Source organism: Streptomyces sp. NBC_01410, assembly GCF_045040195.1.
Taxonomy (GTDB): Bacteria; Actinomycetota; Actinomycetes; order Streptomycetales; family Streptomycetaceae; genus Streptomyces.
Genome location: NZ_CP109530.1, coordinates 4,496,552 through 4,518,393 on the forward strand (window position 1 = coordinate 4,496,552; position 21,842 = coordinate 4,518,393).

Annotated in this window: 22 protein-coding genes; 13 read left to right on the plus strand and 9 right to left on the minus strand. The window is 70.6% G+C overall.

What is annotated here, in order from left to right; translation table 11 throughout:
* Positions 1-40: 40 nt before the first annotated feature.
* Entirely contained in the window at positions 41-463 is a 423-nt protein-coding gene (locus tag OG741_RS20610) for a MarR family winged helix-turn-helix transcriptional regulator (RefSeq protein ID WP_405599945.1), read from the minus strand.
* Between the two features lie 209 nt (positions 464-672).
* On the opposite strand from OG741_RS20610, the gene OG741_RS20615 reads away from it, so the two are divergent.
* From OG741_RS20615 to OG741_RS20625, 3 genes are all read left to right on the plus strand, one after another.
* Positions 673-2,211 carry a DUF2252 domain-containing protein gene (locus OG741_RS20615; protein ID WP_405599948.1) on the plus strand — a complete coding sequence of 513 codons (1,539 nt, stop codon included), beginning with the start codon at positions 673-675 and terminating at the stop codon, positions 2,209-2,211.
* A gap of 33 nt (positions 2,212-2,244) precedes the next feature.
* The gene (locus OG741_RS20620; RefSeq protein ID WP_405599950.1) at positions 2,245-3,078 is read left to right on the plus strand and encodes a hypothetical protein; all 834 of its coding nucleotides are present in this window, start codon (positions 2,245-2,247) and stop codon (positions 3,076-3,078) included.
* 74 nt (positions 3,079-3,152) lie between these two features.
* Entirely contained in the window at positions 3,153-3,497 is a 345-nt protein-coding gene (locus OG741_RS20625; protein WP_266480375.1) for a rhodanese-like domain-containing protein, read from the plus strand.
* A 16-nt stretch (positions 3,498-3,513) separates the two neighbouring features.
* Here the strand turns inward: OG741_RS20625 and OG741_RS20630 are convergent, their stop codons facing one another.
* The 6 genes from OG741_RS20630 to paaA form a co-directional block, all read right to left on the minus strand.
* A complete protein-coding gene (locus OG741_RS20630; RefSeq protein WP_405599952.1) occupies positions 3,514-4,671 on the minus strand; it encodes an acyl-CoA dehydrogenase family protein in 1,158 nt (385 codons plus the stop codon).
* A 126-nt stretch (positions 4,672-4,797) separates the two neighbouring features.
* Complete coding sequence (locus tag OG741_RS20635) at positions 4,798-5,853, minus strand: 2Fe-2S iron-sulfur cluster-binding protein (RefSeq protein WP_405599954.1); 1,056 nt, start codon at positions 5,851-5,853, stop codon at positions 4,798-4,800.
* Positions 5,854-6,357, minus strand: coding sequence for a 1,2-phenylacetyl-CoA epoxidase subunit PaaD (gene paaD / locus OG741_RS20640; RefSeq protein ID WP_405599955.1), 504 nt, complete (start codon positions 6,355-6,357; stop codon positions 5,854-5,856).
* Positions 6,351-7,067 (minus strand): 1,2-phenylacetyl-CoA epoxidase subunit PaaC, encoded by a 717-nt coding sequence (gene paaC, locus OG741_RS20645; protein ID WP_405599957.1) that lies wholly within the window; start codon positions 7,065-7,067, stop codon positions 6,351-6,353. Before paaC ends, paaD begins: the two co-directional genes overlap by 7 nt.
* Positions 7,064-7,354: a 1,2-phenylacetyl-CoA epoxidase subunit PaaB gene (gene paaB / locus OG741_RS20650; RefSeq protein ID WP_142214685.1), complete on the minus strand. Its 291-nt coding sequence runs from the start codon at positions 7,352-7,354 to the stop codon at positions 7,064-7,066. The genes paaC and paaB overlap by 4 nt, the downstream gene beginning before the upstream one ends.
* On the minus strand, positions 7,351-8,316 hold the full coding sequence (gene paaA, locus OG741_RS20655) for a 1,2-phenylacetyl-CoA epoxidase subunit PaaA (protein ID WP_405599959.1): 966 nt from the start codon (positions 8,314-8,316) through the stop codon (positions 7,351-7,353). Before paaA ends, paaB begins: the two co-directional genes overlap by 4 nt.
* Before the next feature lie 114 nt (positions 8,317-8,430).
* Between paaA and OG741_RS20660 the strand changes: the two genes are divergently transcribed.
* Genes OG741_RS20660 through OG741_RS20670 form a run of 3 tightly spaced genes read left to right on the plus strand, consistent with a single transcriptional unit; the run spans position 8,431 to position 11,101 of the window.
* Positions 8,431-9,258 carry a DUF5819 family protein gene (locus tag OG741_RS20660; protein ID WP_405599962.1) on the plus strand — a complete coding sequence of 276 codons (828 nt, stop codon included), beginning with the start codon at positions 8,431-8,433 and terminating at the stop codon, positions 9,256-9,258.
* Positions 9,255-10,451 (plus strand): HTTM domain-containing protein, encoded by a 1,197-nt coding sequence (locus tag OG741_RS20665; protein ID WP_405599964.1) that lies wholly within the window; start codon positions 9,255-9,257, stop codon positions 10,449-10,451. Before OG741_RS20660 ends, OG741_RS20665 begins: the two co-directional genes overlap by 4 nt.
* Positions 10,448-11,101: a TrmH family RNA methyltransferase gene (locus OG741_RS20670; protein WP_405599966.1), complete on the plus strand. Its 654-nt coding sequence runs from the start codon at positions 10,448-10,450 to the stop codon at positions 11,099-11,101. The genes OG741_RS20665 and OG741_RS20670 overlap by 4 nt, the downstream gene beginning before the upstream one ends.
* A 111-nt stretch (positions 11,102-11,212) precedes the next feature.
* Here the strand turns inward: OG741_RS20670 and paaN are convergent, their stop codons facing one another.
* Entirely contained in the window at positions 11,213-12,889 is a 1,677-nt protein-coding gene (paaN, locus tag OG741_RS20675) for a phenylacetic acid degradation protein PaaN (protein ID WP_405599969.1), read from the minus strand.
* 123 nt (positions 12,890-13,012) lie between these two features.
* On the opposite strand from paaN, the gene OG741_RS20680 reads away from it, so the two are divergent.
* Both OG741_RS20680 and OG741_RS20685 read left to right on the plus strand, forming a co-directional pair.
* Positions 13,013-14,530 carry a 3-hydroxyacyl-CoA dehydrogenase gene (locus tag OG741_RS20680; RefSeq protein WP_405599972.1) on the plus strand — a complete coding sequence of 506 codons (1,518 nt, stop codon included), beginning with the start codon at positions 13,013-13,015 and terminating at the stop codon, positions 14,528-14,530.
* The gene (locus OG741_RS20685) at positions 14,527-15,120 is read left to right on the plus strand and encodes a TetR/AcrR family transcriptional regulator (RefSeq protein WP_361902197.1); all 594 of its coding nucleotides are present in this window, start codon (positions 14,527-14,529) and stop codon (positions 15,118-15,120) included. Before OG741_RS20680 ends, OG741_RS20685 begins: the two co-directional genes overlap by 4 nt.
* 37 nt (positions 15,121-15,157) lie before the next feature.
* Here the strand turns inward: OG741_RS20685 and OG741_RS20690 are convergent, their stop codons facing one another.
* Positions 15,158-15,679: an Lrp/AsnC family transcriptional regulator gene (locus OG741_RS20690; protein ID WP_405605675.1), complete on the minus strand. Its 522-nt coding sequence runs from the start codon at positions 15,677-15,679 to the stop codon at positions 15,158-15,160.
* 205 nt (positions 15,680-15,884) lie between these two features.
* On the opposite strand from OG741_RS20690, the gene pdhA reads away from it, so the two are divergent.
* From pdhA to OG741_RS20715, 5 genes are all read left to right on the plus strand, one after another.
* On the plus strand, positions 15,885-17,024 hold the full coding sequence (gene pdhA, locus OG741_RS20695) for a pyruvate dehydrogenase (acetyl-transferring) E1 component subunit alpha (RefSeq protein WP_405599974.1): 1,140 nt from the start codon (positions 15,885-15,887) through the stop codon (positions 17,022-17,024).
* Positions 17,021-18,025, plus strand: coding sequence for an alpha-ketoacid dehydrogenase subunit beta (locus OG741_RS20700; RefSeq protein ID WP_328673802.1), 1,005 nt, complete (start codon positions 17,021-17,023; stop codon positions 18,023-18,025). Before pdhA ends, OG741_RS20700 begins: the two co-directional genes overlap by 4 nt.
* A complete protein-coding gene (locus tag OG741_RS20705) occupies positions 18,025-19,431 on the plus strand; it encodes a dihydrolipoamide acetyltransferase family protein (RefSeq protein WP_405599978.1) in 1,407 nt (468 codons plus the stop codon). Before OG741_RS20700 ends, OG741_RS20705 begins: the two co-directional genes overlap by 1 nt.
* A gap of 95 nt (positions 19,432-19,526) precedes the next feature.
* Positions 19,527-20,453, plus strand: a complete 927-nt coding sequence (locus OG741_RS20710) for an NTP transferase domain-containing protein (protein WP_405599981.1) — start codon at positions 19,527-19,529, stop codon at positions 20,451-20,453.
* The gene (locus tag OG741_RS20715; protein ID WP_405599983.1) at positions 20,450-21,832 is read left to right on the plus strand and encodes a molybdopterin molybdotransferase MoeA; all 1,383 of its coding nucleotides are present in this window, start codon (positions 20,450-20,452) and stop codon (positions 21,830-21,832) included. The genes OG741_RS20710 and OG741_RS20715 overlap by 4 nt, the downstream gene beginning before the upstream one ends.
* Positions 21,833-21,842: the final 10 nt, after the last annotated feature.

The window sequence follows — 21,842 nt, forward strand, 5'->3', positions numbered from 1 at the left end:
CCGACGGGTCCTCCCGCAAGGGCTACTAGGGGGTGTCTGCTCAGGGCGCGTTGTAGCGCAGCAGATACGCGGCGAAGCGGGTCAGATCCTCGGTCGGCCAGTCGGCGAGGCGCTCCTGATAGGCGGCGCGGCGGCTCGCGTGGGTGGAGGAGAGCAGTTCGGTTCCTGCCGCGGTGGGGTGCAGGACCTGGACGCGATGGTCGTCGGTGTCGGGCCGCCGCTCGACAAGACCGAGCTTTTCGAGGGCGGAGACCTGTCTGCTGACGGTTGACTTGTCGAGCATGTAGTGCGCCGCGAGGTCGGTGGCGCGGGAGCCCTGTCGGCCGTCGATGTGTGCCAGCAACGTGTAGGAGACCAGCGGCAGTTCGGGGTGGAGTCGGGCGGCCGCGGCGCGGGCACGGCGGGCGAACGCTGTGAGTTCACGCTCGATGGTGTCGACGGACTCGTCACGTGTGGCTGACATGGTTCACCCTCCTCGATCTCGGTTGCATAGTACAACGTTTAGGTGAAGGGGGCCTCTGGGAGCTCGGTAGTGGAGATCTTCGCAGGCCGTGGAGGCGGCGAACGTTATCCACAGGGGGAGACGGCTGTCGGGGAGCGGCGGTACGGTCAGTAGCAGTTGATGTTGAAGGCGTACGTGTACGTGTACGACGACGGGGGAGGCAGCGCGTCATGGGCGAGGCTGAGACGGGGATGCCGGTGCGGCAGGCGGAGTTCGGCGGAGCGGGAGCCGACGGGTCACGGGATGCGGCAAGGGCATCCGGGGACGCGGCGGGTGCGGGCGCACGCATTCCGGTGGTGCCCGGATTCGCAATGCGTCCGGGGCAGCGGACGGCCGGTGCTCAGGATGGCGCCAGGTCGCCGAAGGAGGCGGGGAAGGCGCTGCGGGACCGGATTCCGCGGGCCTCGCACGACTCACTCGTGCTTCGGGCGGCGCGGCCCGACGCCGTCCAGGCCGTCGAGGAGTCCAGCCGGGGCCGGGTGCCGGAGCTCACGCCGATACGGGTGGGCCGGATGGCCGCCTCGCCGTTCGCCTTTCTCCGCGGCTCGGCCGGCCTGATGGCCCACGACCTGGTGGGCACTCCGGTCACCGGAGTGAGCGCGCAGATCTGCGGCGATGCGCACGCGGCGAACTTCGGTCTGTACGGCGATGCGCGCGGCCGCCTCGTCATCGATCTGAACGACTTCGACGAGACCGTCGTCGGCCCGTGGGAATGGGACCTCAAGCGGCTCGCCGTCTCGCTGGTCCTGGCCGGGCGCGTGGTGGGCGCGGACGAAACCGTCTGCCGGGCGGCCGCTTTCGACGTCGTGGGCGCCTACCGGCGCACGATGCGGCTGCTCGCCAGGCTGCCCGCGCTGGACGCGTGGAACGCCATCGCCGACGAGGAGCTCGTCTCCCACACGGACGCGCGGGATCTGCTGGGCACGCTGGAGCGGGTCTCGGAGAAGGCCCGCAACAACACGAGCGCGCGCTTCGCCGCCAAGTCGACCGAGTCTGTGTCCGGGAGCGGCTCCGCGGGCGACGGGGGGCGGCGCTTCGTGGACGCGCCGCCGGTGCTGCGGCGGGTACCGGACGCGGAGGCGGCGGCCGTCGCCGCGTCGCTGGAGGAGTATCTGCACACGGTGTCCGAGGACCGGCTGCCGCTGCTCGCCCGGTACTCGATCCATGACGTGGCCTTCCGGGTGGTCGGGACCGGGAGCGTGGGTACGCGGTCGTATGTGGTGCTGCTGCTCGACCACCGGGGCGATGCGCTGGTGCTGCAGGTGAAGGAGGCGCGGTCCTCGGTGCTGCTTCCGTATCTGACGGCTGCCGGGTTCCCGGTTCCGGACGTGGAGCACGAGGGACGCCGGGTGGTGCTCGGCCAGAAGCGGATGCAGGTGGTCAGCGACATCCTGCTCGGCTGGACGACCGTCGACGGACGGCCTTTCCAGGTACGGCAGTTCAGGAATCGCAAGGGCAGCGTGGACCCGGCGGCCCTCGCGCCCGACCAGGTCGACGACTACGGACGGATGACCGGAGCCCTGCTGGCCCGGGCGCACGCGCACAGCGCCGACCCGCGGCTGCTCGCCGGATACTGCGGAAAGAACGAAGAGCTGGACGAGGCGGTGGCCGGCTTCGCCATGATCTACGCGGACCGTACGGAGGCGGACCACGCGGATCTGCTGTCGGCGATCAAGAGCGGGCGGATAGCCGCTGAGCTGGGGGTGTGACAGGACGCTCGGCCGCGCCCGTAGGCTGGGCGGGTGACCCAGGATGCACCCGGGGGCCCGACGACCCGGAACGACGAAGAGCAGGACGCGCAGGCGCGGCCCGAGGCCCGGCTGGAGAAGGCGGTGCGCGCGGCCGAGCAGGCGCTGATCGAGTTCGAGATCGCGCTGGAGACGTTCCGGGTGGAGGTCGAGAACTTCTCCCGGCTGCATCACCAGAAGCTCGGCCCGATGTACGCGCGCCTGGACGAGCTGGATGCCCAGATCGCCGAGGCCACGGCCGCCCGCACCGGCGACGCGGAGGATCTGCGCAAGGCGCAGGAGGCCCGGGCGATGGTGATGCCCATGCCCGGCGTGGACGAGCTGTTCCACGACTGGATGGACGCCGACGGCCTCTCCCCCGAGGCCGCCGCGATGCTCACCGACCAGCCTGTGCGGGCGCCGAAACGGGTGCGGCCCAGCGAAGAGGCGCGCAAGCTCTACCGCGAGCTGGCCCGCAAGGCGCACCCGGACCTGGCTCAGGACGAGGAGGAGCGGACGCGGCGCGACGAGTTCATCACACGCGTGAACGGCGCGTACGGGCTCGGCGACGTGGCGTTGTTGAAGGAGCTGGCCGCGGAGTGGGAGGCCGGTCCCGTGCCGGCCGAGCAGCGGCTGAGCGAGAGCGAGGAGCTCTACGCCCGGCTCGAGTGGCTGTCGCAGCGCAAGGAGCTGCTGACGGTTGTCGCCAGGGAGCTGGAGGAGAGCGCGATCGGCGCGATGCTGCGGATGGCGCCCGAAGACCCGGACCGGCTGCTGGAGGAGATCGCCGAGCAGCTGCTCGCGCAGGTCGCCGAGCGCGAGGCGGAACTGTCCAAACTGGTGCAGTAGGTTTTCCGAGGGGTCCCGGGAGATCTGGATACCGGCGAACCCCGCCGCCGTACGTACGAGAGAAGGCTCAGCTCATGAATTTCGCCCCGCTGCCCTCGGTGGACGCCGCGGCGGTACCGTCCGAGGGCCTTGTGCTGGACGTCCGGGAGAACGACGAGTGGGCGGCCGGGCATGTCGAGGGCGCACTGCATGTGCCGATGAGCGACTTCGTGGCCCGCTTCGGTGAGGTGACCGAGGCTGTGGCGGACAAGGGCCGTGCCTATGTGATGTGCCGGGTCGGCGGGCGGTCCGCGCAGGTCACCCAGTATCTGGTGCAGCAGGGTATCGACGCGGTGAACGTCGACGGCGGCATGCTCGCCTGGGACGGCGCCGGGCGTCCGATGGTCACCGACAACGACAGCCCGGCGTTCGTTCTCTGAGCTTCCGCTTGAGTTCCTAGCCGAGGGGATGGGCTGCCAGCAGGTCGCCCAGCGCCTCCTCATGGGCCGCTGCCGGGCCGAGCGAGAGCTCGAGCTGCTTGGCCCAGGCGTGATAGCGGTGCAGCGGATAGTCGGTGTCCGCGCCGAAGCCTCCGTGCAGATGCTGGGCGGTCTGTACGACACGGCGTACGCCCTCCGAGGCCCAGATCTTGGCCACCGCCACATCGCCGGACACGGGCAGTGGGCCGCCGACACCCGCACTCCCCCGAGCAGGGCCCAGCCGCCAGGCCGCCTGCCAGAGGGTCGCCTCCATCGCCCGCAGATCGACATAGCGGTCGGCGGCCTGGACGGCGACAGCCTGGAATGTCGCGACCGGGAATCCGAACTGCTCCCGTTTTCCGGTGTATTCACTCGTCATCGAGAGCACCGCCTCACCGAGACCGAGCGCCAGCGCGCAGGTCCCGGTCGCCAGGAGCTGGCGCAGCCACTCCCAGGCGCCCTCGGCGTCGATCAGCTCTCGGCTCCCGATCTGTACGGAGTCCAGACTGACCTCGGCGAAACGCTCGCCGCTGGTGGAGATCTGCTCGGCGAGAGCGAGACCGTCACGGTCCCGGGGGATCAGAGCGACAACGGCATGGCCGTCATCGGTGTGCGCCGGTATGGCAATGCGGTCCGCGGACTGGGCCCAGGGAACGCCTGACTGCACGCCGTCGAGCACCCAGCCGTCCCCGCGGTCGGCGTCCCGGCGGGCGGCGACGGCGAGCTCGGCGGGGTCGTGACCGGTGCGGCCATTGGCCCCGACAGTGAGGACCAGCTCGCCGCGGCCGACCCGGGGGAGGATCTCCTCGCTCAACTCGGCGCTGCCATAACGCTCGACGGCCATGGCGACCGCGCTCGTCTCCAGCAGCGGCACCCGCGCGAGCACCTTCGCCGACTCACGCAGGACCAGGCAGAGCGCGATGGGGTCGAGACCCGCCCCGCCGTACTCCGGAGACAGGACCAGGCTCAGCAGATCCACGCCCGCGAGCCTGGCCCACAGCGGCCGGTCGAACTCCTCGGCCACCGCGCCAGGGGTGAGCGCGGGGCTCGGTACTCCGTCGGGAGCGACGCCCGAGAAGACCGCTTTCGCCGCCTCGACGGCTGCCTGCTGCTCTTCGGTGAAGGTGAAGTCCACTGTCCTGTCCTCCCACGCACCGGCGCTGCCTCATCCGTATCTGACGGACCGTCAAGATAGAACAGGTCCCGGAAAAAGAACACAGCGCGGGAGGACCGAGGGCGCGCCCGCTCGGCGCGCCCCGGCTCAGCGGTCGAAGTCCAGCTCCACTTCCGGCGTGGCCGGATGGGACTGGCAGGCCAGCACATAGCCCGCCTCGGTCTCCTCCTGCTCCAGTGCGAAGTTGCGGTCCATCTGCACTTCGCCCGAGACCAGGAACGCCCTGCAGGTGCCGCAGACACCGCCCTTGCACGCGTACGGCGCGTCCGCGCGGCTCCGCAGAACCGTCTCGAGCAGCGACTCCCCTTCCCGGACGGGCCACTTGCCGGACCGGCCGTCGAGGGTCGCGGTGAGCTCGGCGTGGGCCGGGGCGCTCACCGCGGCCTTGCTCGGCTCCGAGCCGTCGTCGACGTGGAAGATCTCCTCGTGGATGCGGCTGCGGTCCACCCCGAGCCCGCGCAGCGCGCGCTCGGCGCCCTGGACCAGGCCGAAGGGGCCACAGAGGAACCAGCCGTCCACCTCCGCCACCGGCAGCAGCGCCGGCAGCAGCCCGGTCAGCCGCTCCTGGTCCAGCCGTCCGGACGGCAGCCCCGACTGCTGCTCCTCCCGGGAGAGCACGGTGACCAGTTGCAGACGGTCGGGGAAGCGGTCCTTGAGGTCGGCGACCTCGTCCAGGAACATCGTCGAAGCCGCGGTGCGGTCGCTCCGTATCAGACAGAACCGCGCCTCCGGCTCGGTCGCCAGCAGCGTCGCCGCCATCGACAGCACCGGGGTGATACCGCTGCCGCCGACGATCGCCGCGAAATACCCGGGGCGGGGAGCGAGGAGGAAGCGGCCCATCGGAGGCATCACCTCGACGGTGTCGCCGACTGCGAGCTCCTTGAGCGCGAACGTCGAGAACTCGCCGCCGTCGACCAGCCGGATGCCCACACGCAGCATCGGATCAGCGTGTCCCGGGGCGGCAGGGGCGCAGATCGAGTAGGTACGGCGGATCTCCTCGCCCTGCACCAGGCGGCGCAGGGCCAGATGCTGGCCGGGGGTGTGCCGGAAGGTCTCGCGCAGCTCGGGCGGCACCTGGAAGGTGACCGCCACCGAGTCGTCCGTGAGCTGTTCGACCTCGCTCACCCGGAGCGGATGGAACATCTACAACTCCTTGAAGTGGTCGAATGGTTCGCGGCAGCTGACGCAGCGGCGCAGAGCCTTGCAGGCGGTGGAGGAGAACCTGCTCAGCAGTTCGGTGTCGGTGGAGCCGCAGTGCGGGCAGCGCACGGAGAGCGTGAGCGCCACCGGTCCCTCAGCAGCGTGCGGGCGGGGCGGTGCTATCCCGAACTCGGCGAGCTTGCGCCGCCCTTCCGCGCTGATGTCGTCCGTCGACCAGGCCGGGGACAGAACCTTGACGACCGAGACGTCCGGCACCCCGTTCTCGTGCAGGATCTGTTCTATGTCCGAGGTCATGGTCTCGATCGCCGGGCAGCCGGTGTAGGTCGGAGTCAGTTCCACTTCGACCCTGCCGGGCCCGAGGATCTGAACCCCGCGCAGCACACCGAGCTCCTCCAGGGTCAGCACCGGCAGCTCAGGGTCCGGCACGGAGCCTGCGAGCCTGCGCAGCTCCTCCTCGAGGCGTGTGTCGGTTACGTCGGTCACCATGACGCCCCCGGGTGGCTGCGGTGCAGATGCTGCATCTCGGCCAGCATCCGCCCGAAGGACTCGGTGTGCAGACCCTGGCGGCCTGCCCCCGCGGCCCAGCCGCCCGAACGCGGCCCGTCGGGCACGGTCAGCGTCGACCGCTTCAGGACGGCGCTGACGCTCTCCAGCCAACTGGACTGCAGTGCCTGCCAGTCGATGTCAATCCCTTCGACCGGCTGGAACATCTCGCCGGTGAACCGCCACAGCGCGTCGCAGGCGCGCTGCATCCGCTCATGACTCTCGGCCGTGCCGTCGCCGAGCCGCGCCGTCCAGTGCTCGGCGTGGTCCTGGTGGTACGCGACCTCCTTGACCGCCTTCGCCGCGAGCCCGGCGAACTCGCTGTCGCCGGCCGCCAGCTGCCCGTACAGCAGCCGCTGGTAGACGGAGAAGTAGAGCTGGCGCGCGATGGTGTGCGCGAAGTCGCCGTTGGGCTGCTCCACCAGCTGGAGATTGCGGAAGGCCCGCTCCTCGCGCAGATACGCCAGCTCGTCCTCGTCACCGACGAGGGAGAGCAGCACCCGCGCCTGCCCCAGCAGGTCCAGCGCGATATTGGCGAGGGCGACATCCTCCTCCAGGACGGGCGCATGGCCCGCCCACTCGCCCAGGCGGTGCGAGAGCACCAGTGCGTCGTCGCCGAGGGCGAGTGCCGCGGCGTTCACCGTGGTGGTCACAGGTGCTTCACCCCTTCCGGGATCTCGTAGAAGGTCGGGTGGCGGTAGGGCTTGTCGGCGGCCGGCTCGAAGAAGGGGTCCTTCTCGTCGGGCGAGGATGCGGTGATCGAGGTGGAGGGGACGACCCAGATCGACACGCCCTCGTTCCGCCGGGTGTAGAGATCGCGGGCGTTGCGCAGAGCCATCTCCGCGTCCGGGGCGTGCAGGCTTCCCGCGTGGGTGTGGGACAGTCCGCGGCGCGAGCGGACGAAGACCTCCCACAGCGGCCAGTCGGTCGAGCTGCTCATGCCGTCGCCTCCCCGGTCTTCACGTGCTGTGCTTCATGCTTGCTTGCGTAGGCCGCGGCCGCTTCCCGGACCCAGGCACCCTCTTCGTGAGCCCTGCGCCGCTGCGTAATCCGCTGTTCGTTGCAGGGGCCGTTGCCCTTGAGGACTTCCTGGAACTCCGACCAGTCGATCGCGCCGAAGTCGTGGTGGCCCCGCTCCTCGTTCCACCGCAGGTCGGGGTCGGGGAGGGCGAGCCCGAGAGTTTCGGCCTGCGGGACGCAGATGTCCACGAAGCGCTGGCGCAGCTCGTCGTTGGAGTGCCGCTTGATCTTCCAGGCCATCGACTGTTCGGAGTGCGACGACTCGTCGTCCGGCGGGCCGAACATCATCAGTGAGGGCCACCACCAGCGGTTCACCGCGTCCTGCGCCATCTCGTGCTGGGCCGGAGTGCCCCTGGAGAGGGTGAGCAGCAGCTCGTAGCCCTGGCGCTGGTGGAAGGACTCCTCCTTGCAGATCCTGACCATCGCCCGGGCGTAGGGACCGTACGAGCAGCGGCACAGCGGCACCTGGTTGGTGATCGCGGCGCCGTCCACCAGCCAGCCGATCGCGCCGACATCGGCCCAGGTCAGCGTCGGGTAGTTGAAGATCGAGGAGTACCTCTGGCGGCCGGCGTGGAGCTTGTCGAGCAGCTCCTCGCGGCTGGTGCCCAGGGTCTCGGCCGCGCTGTACAGATAAAGGCCGTGGCCTGCTTCGTCCTGGACCTTGGCCATCAGGATCGCCTTGCGCCGCAGCGAGGGCGCCCGGGTGATCCAGTTCGCCTCGGGCTGCATGCCGATGATCTCGGAATGGGCGTGCTGTGCCATCTGGCGGACCAGCGTCGCCCGGTAGGCGTCCGGCATCCAGTCGCGCGGTTCGATGCGCTCGTCGGCGGCTACGGCGGCGTCGAAAACCGCCTCGTACGTATCCGCAGTCACTGCCGTCATCCGGACTCCCCTACCGACCGATCGTTCGGTTCATTGACTTCAATGGTGAGTCGACGGCCCGTAGGGTGTCAACCCTGTGGATAACTGAGGTGGACCGATGGGGATCGGGGCGGGATGGACTCCTACGAGGACGAGGACGCCAGAGGCGCCGGGGGCCTGAGCTCCGAGCCGCCTGCGGGCCACGGTCCCGAGCCCGTCCCAGCAGCCCGGCGGGTGCCGGCCGGCCGGCCCGAGCTCGCACCTCAGGCGCAGCCCGCGCCCGCCCCTGGCCCTGAGCCCGGCAGGGGCATCGCGGCGCTCTCCCTCCCGTATCAAGTGGCTGCCGCCGTCTCGCTCGCGATCATCGCCGCGCTTGCCTGCATCCACCTGACCATGGTGTTTCTGCACGTCGCGCCGCCCAACACGGTGACCAAGGAGCACGGCGAAGTGGTCGACGGCTGGATCTATCCCGAGTTCGAGCAGAACTGGAAGCTCTTCGCCCCGAACCCGCTCCAGCAGAATGTAGACGTGGAGGTCATGGTCGAGTTCACGGCCTCCGACGGCAGCCGCGAGAACTCCGGCTGGATCGACCTCACGGCCGATGACGGCGAGGCGATCCGCGGCAATCCCCTCCCCAGCCATGTCCAGCAGAACGAGCTGCGCAGAGCCTGGGACTTCTATGTCAATTCCCACGACAACCAGAACCGCGGCAACGGCCTGCGCGGCCAGCTCTCGGAGAGCTATGTCCGCCGCATCGTGATGACGCGGCTCGACAAGCGCGACCTGGGCGGCCCCGTCGAGCGCATCCAGCTCAGGTCGTCGACCCGCTCGGTCAAGGCCCCGGAGTGGAGCGACGAGAAGATCGACACCCGCCCCGCCTACCGCGTTCTGCCCTGGTGGACGATCACCGCGGCGGATCTGCCCGGGGGAGTCCGCAACGGTCGTGCGGAGGCGGGCCAGTGAGCGACACTCCCGACCGCAGGGCCGCCCGCGCCGTCCAGCGCATCACCTCGACGGCCATGGGCCCGTACCAGAGCGCCGTCATCCGGATCGGCTTCGCCGCCACCTGGCTGCTCTTCCTGCTGCGCGAGCTGCCCAACCGCCATGAGATGTACGGCCCCAACGGCTCCTGGAGCTGGGACATGGCGCGGCAGCTCATCGCGGGCAATGACGCCTTTACCGCGCTGATGTGGGCGGACAACACCGTCTGGTTCGAGGTCGTGTACGGCCTCGCCGTGCTCTCCAGCGCGCTGCTGATGCTCGGCTGGCGGACCCGCACCATGTCCGTGCTCTTCATGATCGGCGTGCTCTCGCTGCAGAATCGCTCCATCTTCATGGGCGACGGCGGGGACAACGTCATCCACCTGATGGCGATCTATCTGGTACTGACGCGCTGCGGACAGGTCTGGTCGCTGGACGGGCGGCGCGCGGCACGGGCGGCCCCGGATTTGCGAGGTGTGCCGCCGCGTGACCGGGTCGGCCCGGCACTGTGGGCCGTGCTGGGATTCGCCCTGGTGATAGCCACCTTCCTGAACCAGACCGGCTGGTACGTCCTGCTCCTTGTCTGGGGGCTCTGGGTGGGACAGGGCCTGTGGTGGATGGCCGTCCGGTACGCGCCGGACAGCCAACCACGCGCCCTCCTGGACGTTCTGGCCAACCTGGCGCACAACGCCGCCCTCGTCGTGATCATGGCTGAGGTCTGTGTGATCTACGCCACCGCCGGCTGGTACAAGATCCAGGGCTCGCGCTGGCAGGATGGCACCGCGCTGTACTACCCGCTCAAGCTCGACTACTTCACGCCCTGGCCGGCCCTTTCGGACCTTCTCGCATCCGGCGGCGTGTTGGTGATGGTGCTGACCTACGGCACGGTCATCGTGCAGGTCGCCTTCCCCTTCACGCTCTTCAATCGGCGCGTCAAGAACGTCCTGCTCGTGGCCATGATGATGGAGCACGCGGCGATTGCCCTGCTGCTGGGACTGCCGTTCTTCTCGCTGGCGATGATTGCCGCCGACGCCGTCTTTCTGCCGACCAGCTTCCTGGTCCGGCTCGGCGGGTGGGCGGCGCGCGGCAGGGACCGGCTGTTCTCCCGGGCGGGCGGGGAGGGGACCGAGCAGCGGCAGGGGAGTCAGGACCAGCCCCGTACGCTCGTTGGGTGAGCACCACCGAAGAACCGATTCAGTACGACGACGCCTACAGCCCCGAGGTCGGCGTCGGGCCGCATCCCCTGCCCTGGCCGCAGGACGAGTGCTATGACCCCTCCCTGCTGGCAGAGGGCGACCGGCGCAATGTGGTCGACCACTACCGGTACTGGACGCGCGAGGCGATCGTCGCCGATCTGGACACACGGCGTCACGGTTTCCATGTGGCCGTGGAGAACTGGGGTCACGACTTCAACATCGGTTCGGTGGTGCGCACCGCCAACGCGTTCCTCGCCCAGGAGATCCACATCGTGGGCCGGCGGCGCTGGAATCGGCGCGGTGCCATGGTCACCGACCGCTATCAGCATGTGCGCCATCACCCGGACACGGCCTCACTGACCACGTGGGCTGCCGAGGAAGACCTGCCGATCATCGGGATCGACAATCTGCCCGGGGCGGTGCCGCTGGAGCGGACCGAGCTGCCACGCCGGTGCGTCCTGCTCTTCGGCCAGGAGGGTCCCGGGCTGACCGAGGAGGCGCGCAAGCACGCGAGCATGGTCTGCTCGATCGCACAGTTCGGTTCGACGCGGTCGATCAACGCGGGAGCGGCGGCCGCGATCGCGATGCATGCCTGGGTACAGCGGTACGCGGAGATCCACACTCCGTAGTGCTCCGCCGAGGCCGATCCGGCAGGCCTTGAACCGAGGACCGCGCACCGCCGTGACCCTTTGCAAGGCCGTGACCCGTACGTCCCACGGGTCACGGCCTGCTCAGGAGCTTCAGGCCTGGCGCCGGACCTCCACCACACGGAAGCGGTTCGAGACGAACGCGCCGTCGCACAGGGCCGCGTTTGCCGCCGGATTGCCACCCGAGCCGTGGAAGTCGGAGAACGCCGCCGTCTGGTTGACGTACACCCCGCCCGTCAGGTTCAGGGAGAGCTGCGCCGACTCGTCCAGGCAGACGTCCTCGATCGCGCGCTCGGTCTCTTCCGAGGTCGTGTACGCGCCGACCGTCATCGCGCCCTTCTCACGGACCGTGCGCCGCAGCAGCTCCAGCGCGTCGGCCGTCGAGTCCACGGCGACCGCGAAGGACACCGGGCCGAAGCACTCCGAGAGGAACACGGCATCCGCGTCGGTTCCCTCCCAGAGCTTCCTGGCGCCGTCGAGCTTGACGATGACCGGCGTACGGACGACCGCGTCCGGGAACTCCGGGTTGGCGATCTTCCGTGAGGGCAGAGCCACCTCGCCCAGTCCGGCCGCCGCGTCCAGGCGCGCCTTCACATCTGGGTTGACCAGCGCGCCCAGCAGGGCGTTCGCCCGGGCGTCGTCGCCGAGCAGGCCGCCCACGGAGGCCGCGAGGTCGGTGACGACCTCGTCGTAGGACTTGGGGCCCACGTCCGTGGTGATGCCGTCCCTCGGGATCAGGAAGTTCTGCGGGGTGGTGCACATCTGGCCGCTGTACAGGGACAGCGAGAAGGCCAGGTTGGACAGCATCCCCTTGTAGTTGTCGGTGGAGTCGACAACGACCGTGTTGACGCCGGCCTTCTCGGTGTAGACCTGCGCCTGGCGGGCGTTCGCCTCCAGCCAGTCACCGAAGGCGGTGGATCCGGTGTAGTCGATGATCTTGATCTCGGGGCGGACGGCCAGGGTCTTGGCGATGCCCTCGCCCGGCTGCTCGACTGCCAGAGCGACCAGATTCGGATCGAAGCCCGCCTCGGAGAGCACCTCGCGGGCCACGCGCACCGTGAGCGCGAGCGGCAGCACCGCGCGGGGGTGCGGCTTGACCAGCACGGGATTGCCGGTGGCCAGGGAGGCGAAAAGCCCCGGGTAGCCGTTCCACGTGGGGAAGGTGTTGCAGCCGACCAGCAGGGAGATGCCGCGGCCGGCCGTCGTGAAGGTCTTCCGCAGCTCCAGGGGGTCGCGCTTGCCCTGCGGCTTGGACCAGTCGGCTGCCGCGGGGGTGCGGGTCTGCTCCTCGTAGGCGTACGCCACGGCCTCCAGGCCGCGGTCCTGGGCGTGCGGGCCGCCCGCCTGGAACGCCATCATGAAGGCCTGCCCGCTGGTGTGCATCACCGCGTGCGCGAACTCATGGGTGCGGGCACTGATCCGCGAGAGGATCTCCAGGCAGACCAGGGCACGGGTCTCGGGCCCGGCCTCGCGCCAGGCGGTCATGCCCGCGCGCATCGCGGGCAGCAGGACGTCCAGATCCGGGTGCGGGTACTCGATACCCAACTCCGGGCCGTACGGCGAGACTTCGCCGCCGGTCCAGCCGTCTGTGCCCGGCTGGTCCAGCTCGAAGCGGTTGTTGCGCAGGGCCTCGAACGCGGCGAGGCCGTCGGCCGGCGCGCTCTCTCCGTACGCCTTGGGGTGCTCGGCGTGCGGCGACCAGTAAGCGCGCGTGCGGATCGCCTCGAGGGCCTGGTCGAGCGTGGGCCGGTGGGTCTCGGTCAGCTGCATGAAGGACCAACTCCTCGTCGAGCTGGGCAGGGAAGGAATGACAGAGTTAGAGTAACCGAACGATCGGTCGGTACAAGGGGGCCTGGCAAACCTGTGGACAACTCATCGGGGAGGATCACTCCCATGACCGCCATCGATCAGAGCCGGACCGTCGCCGTGGTCGGCACCGGCACCATGGGGCAGGGCATCGCGCAGGTCGCCCTCGTCGCAGGCCACCCCGTGCGTCTTTACGACGCCGTCCCCGGACGGGCGGGCGAGGCGGCGGACGCCATCGGCGCGCGCCTCGACCGGCTGGTCGAGAAGGGCCGGATGGACGCGGCCGCCAGGGATGCGGCCCGCGCCGGGCTGCGCCCCGCGGCGGAACTGGCCGAGCTGGCCGACGCCGCACTCGTCGTCGAGGCCGTCCTCGAACAACTCCCGGTCAAGCAGGACCTGTTCACGGCGCTCGAGGAGATCGTCGCCGACGACTGCGTACTGGCCACCAACACCTCCTCACTCTCGGTGACCGCCATCGCGGGCGCCCTCAGGAATCCGGGCCGTTTCGTCGGCCTGCACTTCTTCAATCCGGCGCCGCTGCTTCCGCTGGTCGAGGTGGTCAGCGGCTTCGCTACCGAGGACGCGGCCGCTACGCGCGCGTACGAGACGGCGAAAGCCTGGGGCAAGACCCCGGTCCGCTGCACCGACACCCCCGGTTTCATCGTCAACCGCATTGCCCGGCCCTTCTACGCCGAGGCCTTCGCGGTGTACGAGGAGCGCGGCGCCGATCCGGCCACCATCGACGCCGTGCTGCGCGAGAGCGGCGGCTTCCGGATGGGGCCCTTCGAGCTGACCGACCTGATCGGCCAGGACGTCAACGAGGCCGTGACCCGTTCGGTCTGGGAGTCCTTCTTCCAGAGCCCCAAGTTCACGCCGTCGCTCGCCCAGCGCCGGCTCGTCGAATCGGGCCTGCACGGGCGCAAGAGCGGCCGCGGCTGGTTCTCGTACGAGGAAGGCGTCCCGCGCCCCGAGCCGCACACCGCACCGGCCACCGAGCCGCCGTCCCACATCACCGTGGAGGGCGGCCTCGGGCCCGCCCGCGAGCTGCTCGGGATGATCCGGGAGGCGGGCATCAGCGTCCGCGAGGCGGATGAGGACCAGGGCACCAGGATCGTTCTGCCCAGCGGCGGACAGCTGGTGCTCGCCGACGGGCAGACCTCGGCAGAGTTCCGTGATGTCGTCTACTTCGACCTCGCCCTCGACTACCGGACAGCGACCCGGATCGCGCTCTCCGCCTCCGAGGTCACCGGCTGGGAGACGCTTAGGCAGTCGATCGGCCTCTTCCAGGCGCTCGGCAAGAAGGTCAGCGTCATCGGGGACGTCCCCGGGATGATCGTGGCCCGTACGGTCGCGATGCTCGTGGATCTCGCTGCCGACGCCGTCGCCAAGTCAGTCGCCACCTCTCAGGACATCGACACGGCGATGCGGCTCGGCGTCAACTATCCGCTGGGGCCGGTCGAATGGGGCCGCCGACTCGGCCGCTCCTGGGCTCACGAGCTGCTGGACGAGCTCCACGCGCGCGTGCCCACCGGGCGCTATGCCCCATCCCTGGGGCTCTACCGGCAGTCGTACGTGCGGCTGGAGAAGGACGAGGCAGGCACATGACCACGGCCAAGCGGGACACCTACACGCCGGAGACGCTGCTGACCGTCGCCGTCCGGATCTTCAACGAGCGCGGCTATGACGGCACCTCCATGGAGCACCTCTCCAAGGCGGCGGGCATCTCCAAGTCCTCGATATACCACCATGTGGCGGGCAAGGAGGAGCTGCTGCGCCGGGCCGTCAGCCGGGCGCTCGACGCCCTCTTCGCCGTCCTCGACGAGCCGGGGGCGCTGCGCGGACGGGCCATCGAGCGGGTCGAGTACGTCACCCGGCGCACCGTAGAGGTGCTGATGGCCGAGCTGCCCTATGTGACCTTGCTGCTGCGCGTACGGGGCAACACGAAGACCGAGCGGTGGGCCATGGAGCGGCGCCGCGAGTTCGACCAGCGGGTGGCCGATCTGCTCAAGGCCGCCGCGGCCGACGGCGATCTCCGTGCGGACATGGAGATCCGGCTGGCGACCAGGCTCCTCTTCGGCATGGTGAACTCGCTGGTCGAGTGGTACCGCCCGCATCCCGGCAGCGGCTATGAGGGCGAAGAGGTCGCCGAGGCGGTCGTCAGGCTCGCCTTCGACGGGCTGCGTACGGACTCCTAGAGCTTCAGGCCTCCCGAGCTCCACGAAACGGCCAGGTCTACTGCAGCGGCTCCACGTCCGGTGGCGCGACCGGACCGGGCCCCGGGTCGAGATCCGTCTCCTCGAAGACCAGCAGGGTGTGCGTGGACAGCACTTCCGGGATGGACTGGAGCCGGGTCAGGACGAGCTCGCGGAGCGTGCGGTTGTCCGGGGTGTGGACAAGCAGCAGTACGTCGAAATCGCCGCTGACCAGAGCGATGTGGGCGGCTCCGGGCAGCGCCTGCAGCTGCTCGCGCACCGTGCGCCAGGTGTTCTGCACGATCTTGAGCGTGATGTAGGCGGAGGCGCCCTGACCTGCGCGCTCGTGGTTCACCCGGGCGCTGAAGCCGCGTATCACGCCGTCGTCGATGAGCCTGTTGATACGTGCGTACGCGTTGGCGCGCGAGACATGCACACGCTCGGCCACGGAGCGTATCGAGGCGCGGCCGTCGGTCTGGAGGATCCGAAGGATGTCCCGGTCGATGGGGTCGAGGGGCCGCGCCGGATTGGTCTGCTCCGTCCGGTCCCCGCCCTCGGCCATTTGTTCAGCTGCCATATCCCCCCGCCTTCTCAGCATGGACGACCTGTCTCCATCTCAGGCTGTGGAGAACCGTTTGTCCACAGGCTGAAGGTGCCTGTAGCCAAAATGCGTCCACGACCGAACAATCGGTAGGGAGGCGGGCCACACTGTCGTGCCGCTTCGTCGTCGCTCCCGTGAGGAGGTGCTCGCGTTGAGGAAGAGCAGCATGACGGTCCAGGAGCTGCCCGGTGCCGCTGCCGCCTATCGGCCCACCCCGCCGCCGGCGTGGAAGCCCCGTACCGACCCCGCACCCCTGCTCCCGGACCCGGAGCCGTACCGCGTGCTCGGCACGGACGCCGCCGCCGGTGCCGACCCCGAGCTGCTCCTGCGGCTGTATGCGGAGCTGGTGCGCGGCCGCAGGTACAACGCCCAGGCGACCGCCCTGACCAAGCAGGGCAGGCTCGCCGTCTACCCGTCCAGCACCGGGCAGGAAGCGTGCGAGGTGGCGGCGGCGCTGGCGCTCGAGGAGCGGGACTGGCTCTTCCCCAGCTACCGCGACACCCTCGCGGCCGTGGCACGTGGGCTCGACCCCGTACAGGCACTGACGCTGCTGCGCGGCGACTGGCACACCGGATACGACCCGCACGAGCACCGCATAGCGCCCCTGTGCACCCCGCTCGCCACCCAGCTGCCCCATGCGGTGGGACTGGCGCATGCCGCCAGGCTCAAGGGCGACGACGTCGTCGCCCTTGCCATGGTCGGCGACGGCGGCACCAGCGAGGGCGACTTCCACGAGGCACTGAACTTCGCCGCCGTGTGGCAGGCCCCGGTCGTCTTCCTGGTCCAGAACAACGGCTTCGCGATCTCGGTACCGCTGGCCAAGCAGACGGCCGCGCCCTCGCTCGCCCACAAGGCCGTGGGATACGGGATGCCGGGCCGACTCGTCGACGGCAACGACGCCGCCGCGGTGCACGAAGTGCTCGCCGATGCCGTGGCCAGGGCCCGGCGCGGCGGCGGTCCGACGCTGATCGAGGCCGTGACCTACCGCATGGACGCCCACACGAACGCCGACGACGCGACCCGCTACAGGGTCGAGAGCGAGGTCGAGGCCTGGCGTGCGCACGATCCGATCCGGCTGCTGGAGCGGGAGTTGACCGAGCGAGGACTGCTTGACGAGGACGGCATACGAGCGGCTGCCGACGCGGCCGAGACGATGGCCGCCCAGCTGCGCGAGGGGATGAACGCCGACCCGGTGCTCGACCCCATGGACCTCTTCGCGCATGTCTACGCCGAGCAGACCAGCCAGCTGCGGGAGCAGGCCGCGCAGCTGCGGGCCGAGCTCGACGCCGAGGGAGAAGCGCGATGACCACGGCAGCGGTGAAACCGGCCTCGATGGCGCAGGCCCTTCAGCGGGCGATGCGGGACGCGATGGCCGAGGACCCGACCGTCCATGTGATGGGGGAGGACGTCGGCACGCTCGGCGGAGTCTTCCGGGTCACGGACGGGCTGGCCAAGGAGTTCGGCGAGGACCGCTGTACGGACACACCGCTCGCCGAGGCGGGCATCCTCGGCACGGCCGTCGGCATGGCGATGTACGGGCTGCGGCCGGTGGTCGAGATGCAGTTCGACGCCTTCGCCTACCCGGCGTTCGAGCAGCTGATCAGCCATGTCGCGCGGATGCGGAACCGGACCCGGGGCGGGATGCCGCTGCCGATCACCGTGCGCGTGCCGTACGGCGGCGGAATCGGCGGCGTCGAGCACCACAGTGACTCGTCCGAGGCCTACTACGTGGCGACTCCGGGGCTCCATGTCGTCACGCCCGCGACCGTCGACGACGCATACGGGCTGCTGAGGGCCGCGATCGCCTCCGACGACCCGGTGGTCTTCCTGGAGCCCAAGCGGCTGTACTGGTCGAAGGCCGAGTGGTCGCCCGAAGCGCCGTCCGCGGTGGAGCCGATAGGCCGCGCCGTGGTGCGCCGGCCGGGGCGCAGCGCCACGCTGATCACGTACGGGCCCTCCGTGCCGGTCTGCATGGAGGCCGCCGAGGCAGCCGCGGCCGAGGGCTGGGACCTGGAAGTCGTCGATCTGCGCTCGCTGGTGCCCTTCGACGACGAGACGGTCTGCGCGTCCGTGCGGCGTACGGGACGGGCGGTCGTCGTCCATGAGTCCACCGGTTTCGGCGGCCCTGGAGGGGAGATCGCCGCGCGGGTGACGGAGCGTTGCTTCCACCATCTGGAGGCTCCGGTGCTGCGCGTGGCCGGTTTCGACATTCCGTATCCCCCGCCGATGCTGGAGCGGCACCATCTGCCGGGAGTGGACCGGGTTCTGGACGCGGTGGCGCGGCTGCAGTGGGAGGCGGGGAGCTGATGGCTCAGGTGCTCGAATTCAAGCTTCCGGACCTCGGTGAGGGCCTGACCGAGGCGGAGATCGTGCGCTGGCTGGTGGCGGTGGGCGACGTTGTCGCGATCGACCAGCCGGTCGTCGAGGTCGAGACGGCCAAGGCGATGGTGGAGGTGCCGTGTCCCTACGGGGGCGTGGTGACCGCGCGTTTCGGCGAGGAAGGCACGGAACTTCCCGTCGGAGCACCGCTGCTGACGGTTGCGGTGGGGGCGGCGGACCTGACCGGGGTCGGCGGTAACGGCTCCTCCGGCTCGTCCCGTACCGCTGAGGCCGCCGGTTCTGCCGGGGCCGCGGAGGAGTCTTCGGGCAATGTGCTCGTCGGCTACGGGACGGGTGCGCCCGCGGCCCGTCGCCGGCGAATTCGGCCTGCCGGGCCCCTCGTGTCCGTTCCCGCGGCGCCCGCTCCCGCGCCCAAGTCCGCTCCGGCTCCTGCCGCTGCTCCCGCGCCCGAGCGCCGGCCGGTCGGTGCGGTGGCGGTCGATGAGGCCGCGCAGAGCGGGCCCGTGCCGGTCATCTCGCCGCTCGTCCGCCGTCTTGCCCGTGAACACGACGTCGATCTGCGCACGTTGACCGGTTCCGGGCCTGACGGCCTGATCCTGCGCGCCGACGTCGAGCGCGCGATGCGGGCCGCAGAGGCACCGGCCGCGCCCGCGCCTGTCGCCGCCGCGGCCACCGCCGTGACGCGCGGCGAGCGGATTCCGCTGCGCGGCGTACGCGGAGCCGTGGCCGACAAGCTGTCCCGCAGCCGGCGCGAGATACCGGACGCCACGTGCTGGGTCGATGCGGACGCGACCGAGCTGATGGCCGCGCGGGCCTCGATGAACGCGGCGGGCGGTCCGAAGATCTCGCTGCTCGCGCTGCTCGCCCGGATCTGTACTGCCGCGCTCGCCCGCCACCCGGAGCTCAACTCCACGGTGGACATGGACGCCAGGGAGATCGTGCGGCTTCCCGAAGTGCATCTGGGCTTCGCGGCGCAGACCGAGCGTGGCCTGGTCGTTCCGGTCGTACGGAATGCCCACAGCCGCTCGGCCGAGTCGCTGAGCGCTGAGTTCGCGCGGCTGACGGAGGCGGCGCGGCAGGGGACGCTGACTCCGGCCGATCTGACGGGCGGGACGTTCACCCTGAACAACTACGGGGTGTTCGGAGTCGACGGCTCCACGCCGATCATCAACCACCCGGAGGCGGCGATGCTCGGGGTGGGCCGGATCGTGCCGAAGCCGTGGGTGCACCAGGGCGAGCTGGCCGTACGCCAGGTCGTGCAGCTCTCGTTCACCTTCGACCACCGGGTGTGTGACGGCGGCACCGCGGGCGGCTTCCTGCGCTATGTCGCCGACTGCGTCGAGCACCCGTCGGTGCTGCTGCGCAGCTTGTAGCGACAGTCGTACGACGGCCCTGAGCACGCCCCGGGGAACGAGAGAGAGATCACTGAGGGCTGCCCGCCCAGACGATCGCGGCCCATACTTCAGGCATGACCGCCTATGACGCCATCGTGCTCGCCGGGGGTGCCGCGAAGCGGCTGGGCGGGGCCGACAAGCCTGCGGTGAGAGTGGGCGGTCGCGCCCTGCTCGACCGCGTGCTCGGGGTGTGCCGTGACGCGGGGCGCACCGTCGTGGTCGGGGGGCGCCGGGCCACGGCGCGCCCCGTGGTGTGGGCCCGCGAAGAGCCCCCCGGCGGCGGGCCGCTCGCCGCGCTCGACGCCGGAGTGCGGCAGGTCGAGGCAGGAGCCGTCCTGGTCCTCTCGGCCGATCTGCCGTTCCTCGGGGAGCGGACCGTACGGCAGCTGATCGGCACCCTGGGCACGAGCGGGCGCGAGGCGGCGCTGCTCACTGATGCGGGCGGGCGCGACCAGCCCCTCGTCGCCGCGTACCGCACCGAACCGCTGCGCCGTGAACTCGCCCTTCTCGCCACCGAGTACGGCAGTCTGACCGGCTTGCCGTTGCGTCTGCTGACCGAGGAGCTGGATCTCGCCCGGATCGATTCGGAGCCGCTCGCCTCCTTCGACTGCGACACCTGGGAGGACATCTCCGCCGCTCGGGCCCGGATCAGGGACCATGGGAACGTGCTGGACGAATGGATCACCGCAGTCAAGGACGAACTCGGCATCGAACTCGACGTCGACACCGGCGTCCTGCTCGACCTCGCGCGGGATGCCGCCCACGGCGTCGCCCGCCCCGCCGCACCGCTCACCACCTTCCTGGTGGGGTACGCGGCGGCCCAAGCAGGAAGCGGCGGCCCGGCGGCGGTCGCCGAAGCCGCCCGCAAGGCGGCTGCGCTCGCCACGCGCTGGGCGGAGGAGGCGGAACAGGGAGCCCCGGGAGCGGGTCCCGCCCAGGCTTCCGGGCCTGCCGGGCCGGACGAGGGCGACGCAGGCGAGGAAGCCGGGCGGACCGGATGAACGGTCGGGACCAGGAGCCCGAGTCCGACGGCGTCGAGGAAGCCCTCGCGCTCGTCGCCCGCCACACGCGGCACGAAGATGCCCCCGGTTCGGCTCACGGCTCCGACGCCTTCTCCGCACCGACGGGCGATGCGGCCGCGGACCGGCACCGCGCGACTTCGTGGCCCGAAGCCCGGGCTCTCGCCGCGCGTATCGGGCGCGCGGCGCAGCCCCGTACCCGGCGGGTCCGGCTCGATCAGGCCCTCGGCCAGGTGCTGGCCGAGCCGCTCACCGCGCTCTGCGATCTGCCCTCGTTCGACACCTCCGCCATGGACGGCTGGGCGGTCGCCGGACCCGGGCCCTGGACCATTCGCAGCGGCGGCTCGCTTCTCGCCGGGCACGGCGAAACCCCGCCGCTCCCCGACGGTGCAGCGGTACGCATCGCCACGGGCGCCCGTATCCCGCCCGAAGCCACAGCGGTGATCCGCAGCGAGCACGCCCGCACCGACGCGGACGAGGGCCAGCTGTATGCCGAGCGCGAGGTGGTCCAGGGGCAGGACATCCGGCCGCGAGGACAGGAATGCCGGTCCGGCGACCACCTCCTGCCCGCCGCCTCCCGGGTGACCCCGGCCGTGCTGGGTCTCGCCGCGGCCGCCGGTTACGACGAGCTGGTCACCCTTGCGCGGCCGCGCGTCGAAGTGCTCGTACTCGGCGACGAGTTGCTCAGCGCCGGACTCCCCCACCAAGGTCTCATCCGCGACGCCCTCGGGCCGATGATCGGGCCCTGGCTCGGTGCCCTCGGCGTCGATGTTGTCGCCACCCGACGCCTCGGTGACGATGCCGAAGCCCTGCACCGCGCTGTCACGACCTCCGACGCCGATCTCATCGTCACCACAGGAGGCACGGCCGCGGGTCCTGTCGACCATGTCCACCCGGTCCTGCGGAAGACGGGCGCCGAGCTGCTGGTGGACGGGGTGGCCGTGCGCCCCGGCCATCCGATGCTGCTGGCCCGGCTCGCGCCGCACGGCGAACTGCCGTCCAGGCACCTGGTGGGGCTGCCCGGCAATCCCCTGGCTGCCGTGTCCGGGCTGCTGACACTCGCAGAGCCGCTGTTGAGCGGTCTCGGGGGGCGTCCGGCGCCCGTTCCGTATCGCGCGCCGGTACGTGATGAGGTGCATGGGCACCCGTACGACAGCCGCCTTGTGCCCTTCGTCCACCGCGCCGACCGGCTGGTGCCGCTGCACTACAACGGGCCCGCCATGCTGCGCGGAATCGCCGCGGCCGACGGTCTGGCCGTCGTACCGCCGGGCGGGGCGCGGGCCGGTGATGAGCTGGAGGTTCTCGACCTGCCGTGGACCTCCTGGGCGCCTTCCATCGCCGACGGAGGGTGTTTCACGTGAAACGTCCCGG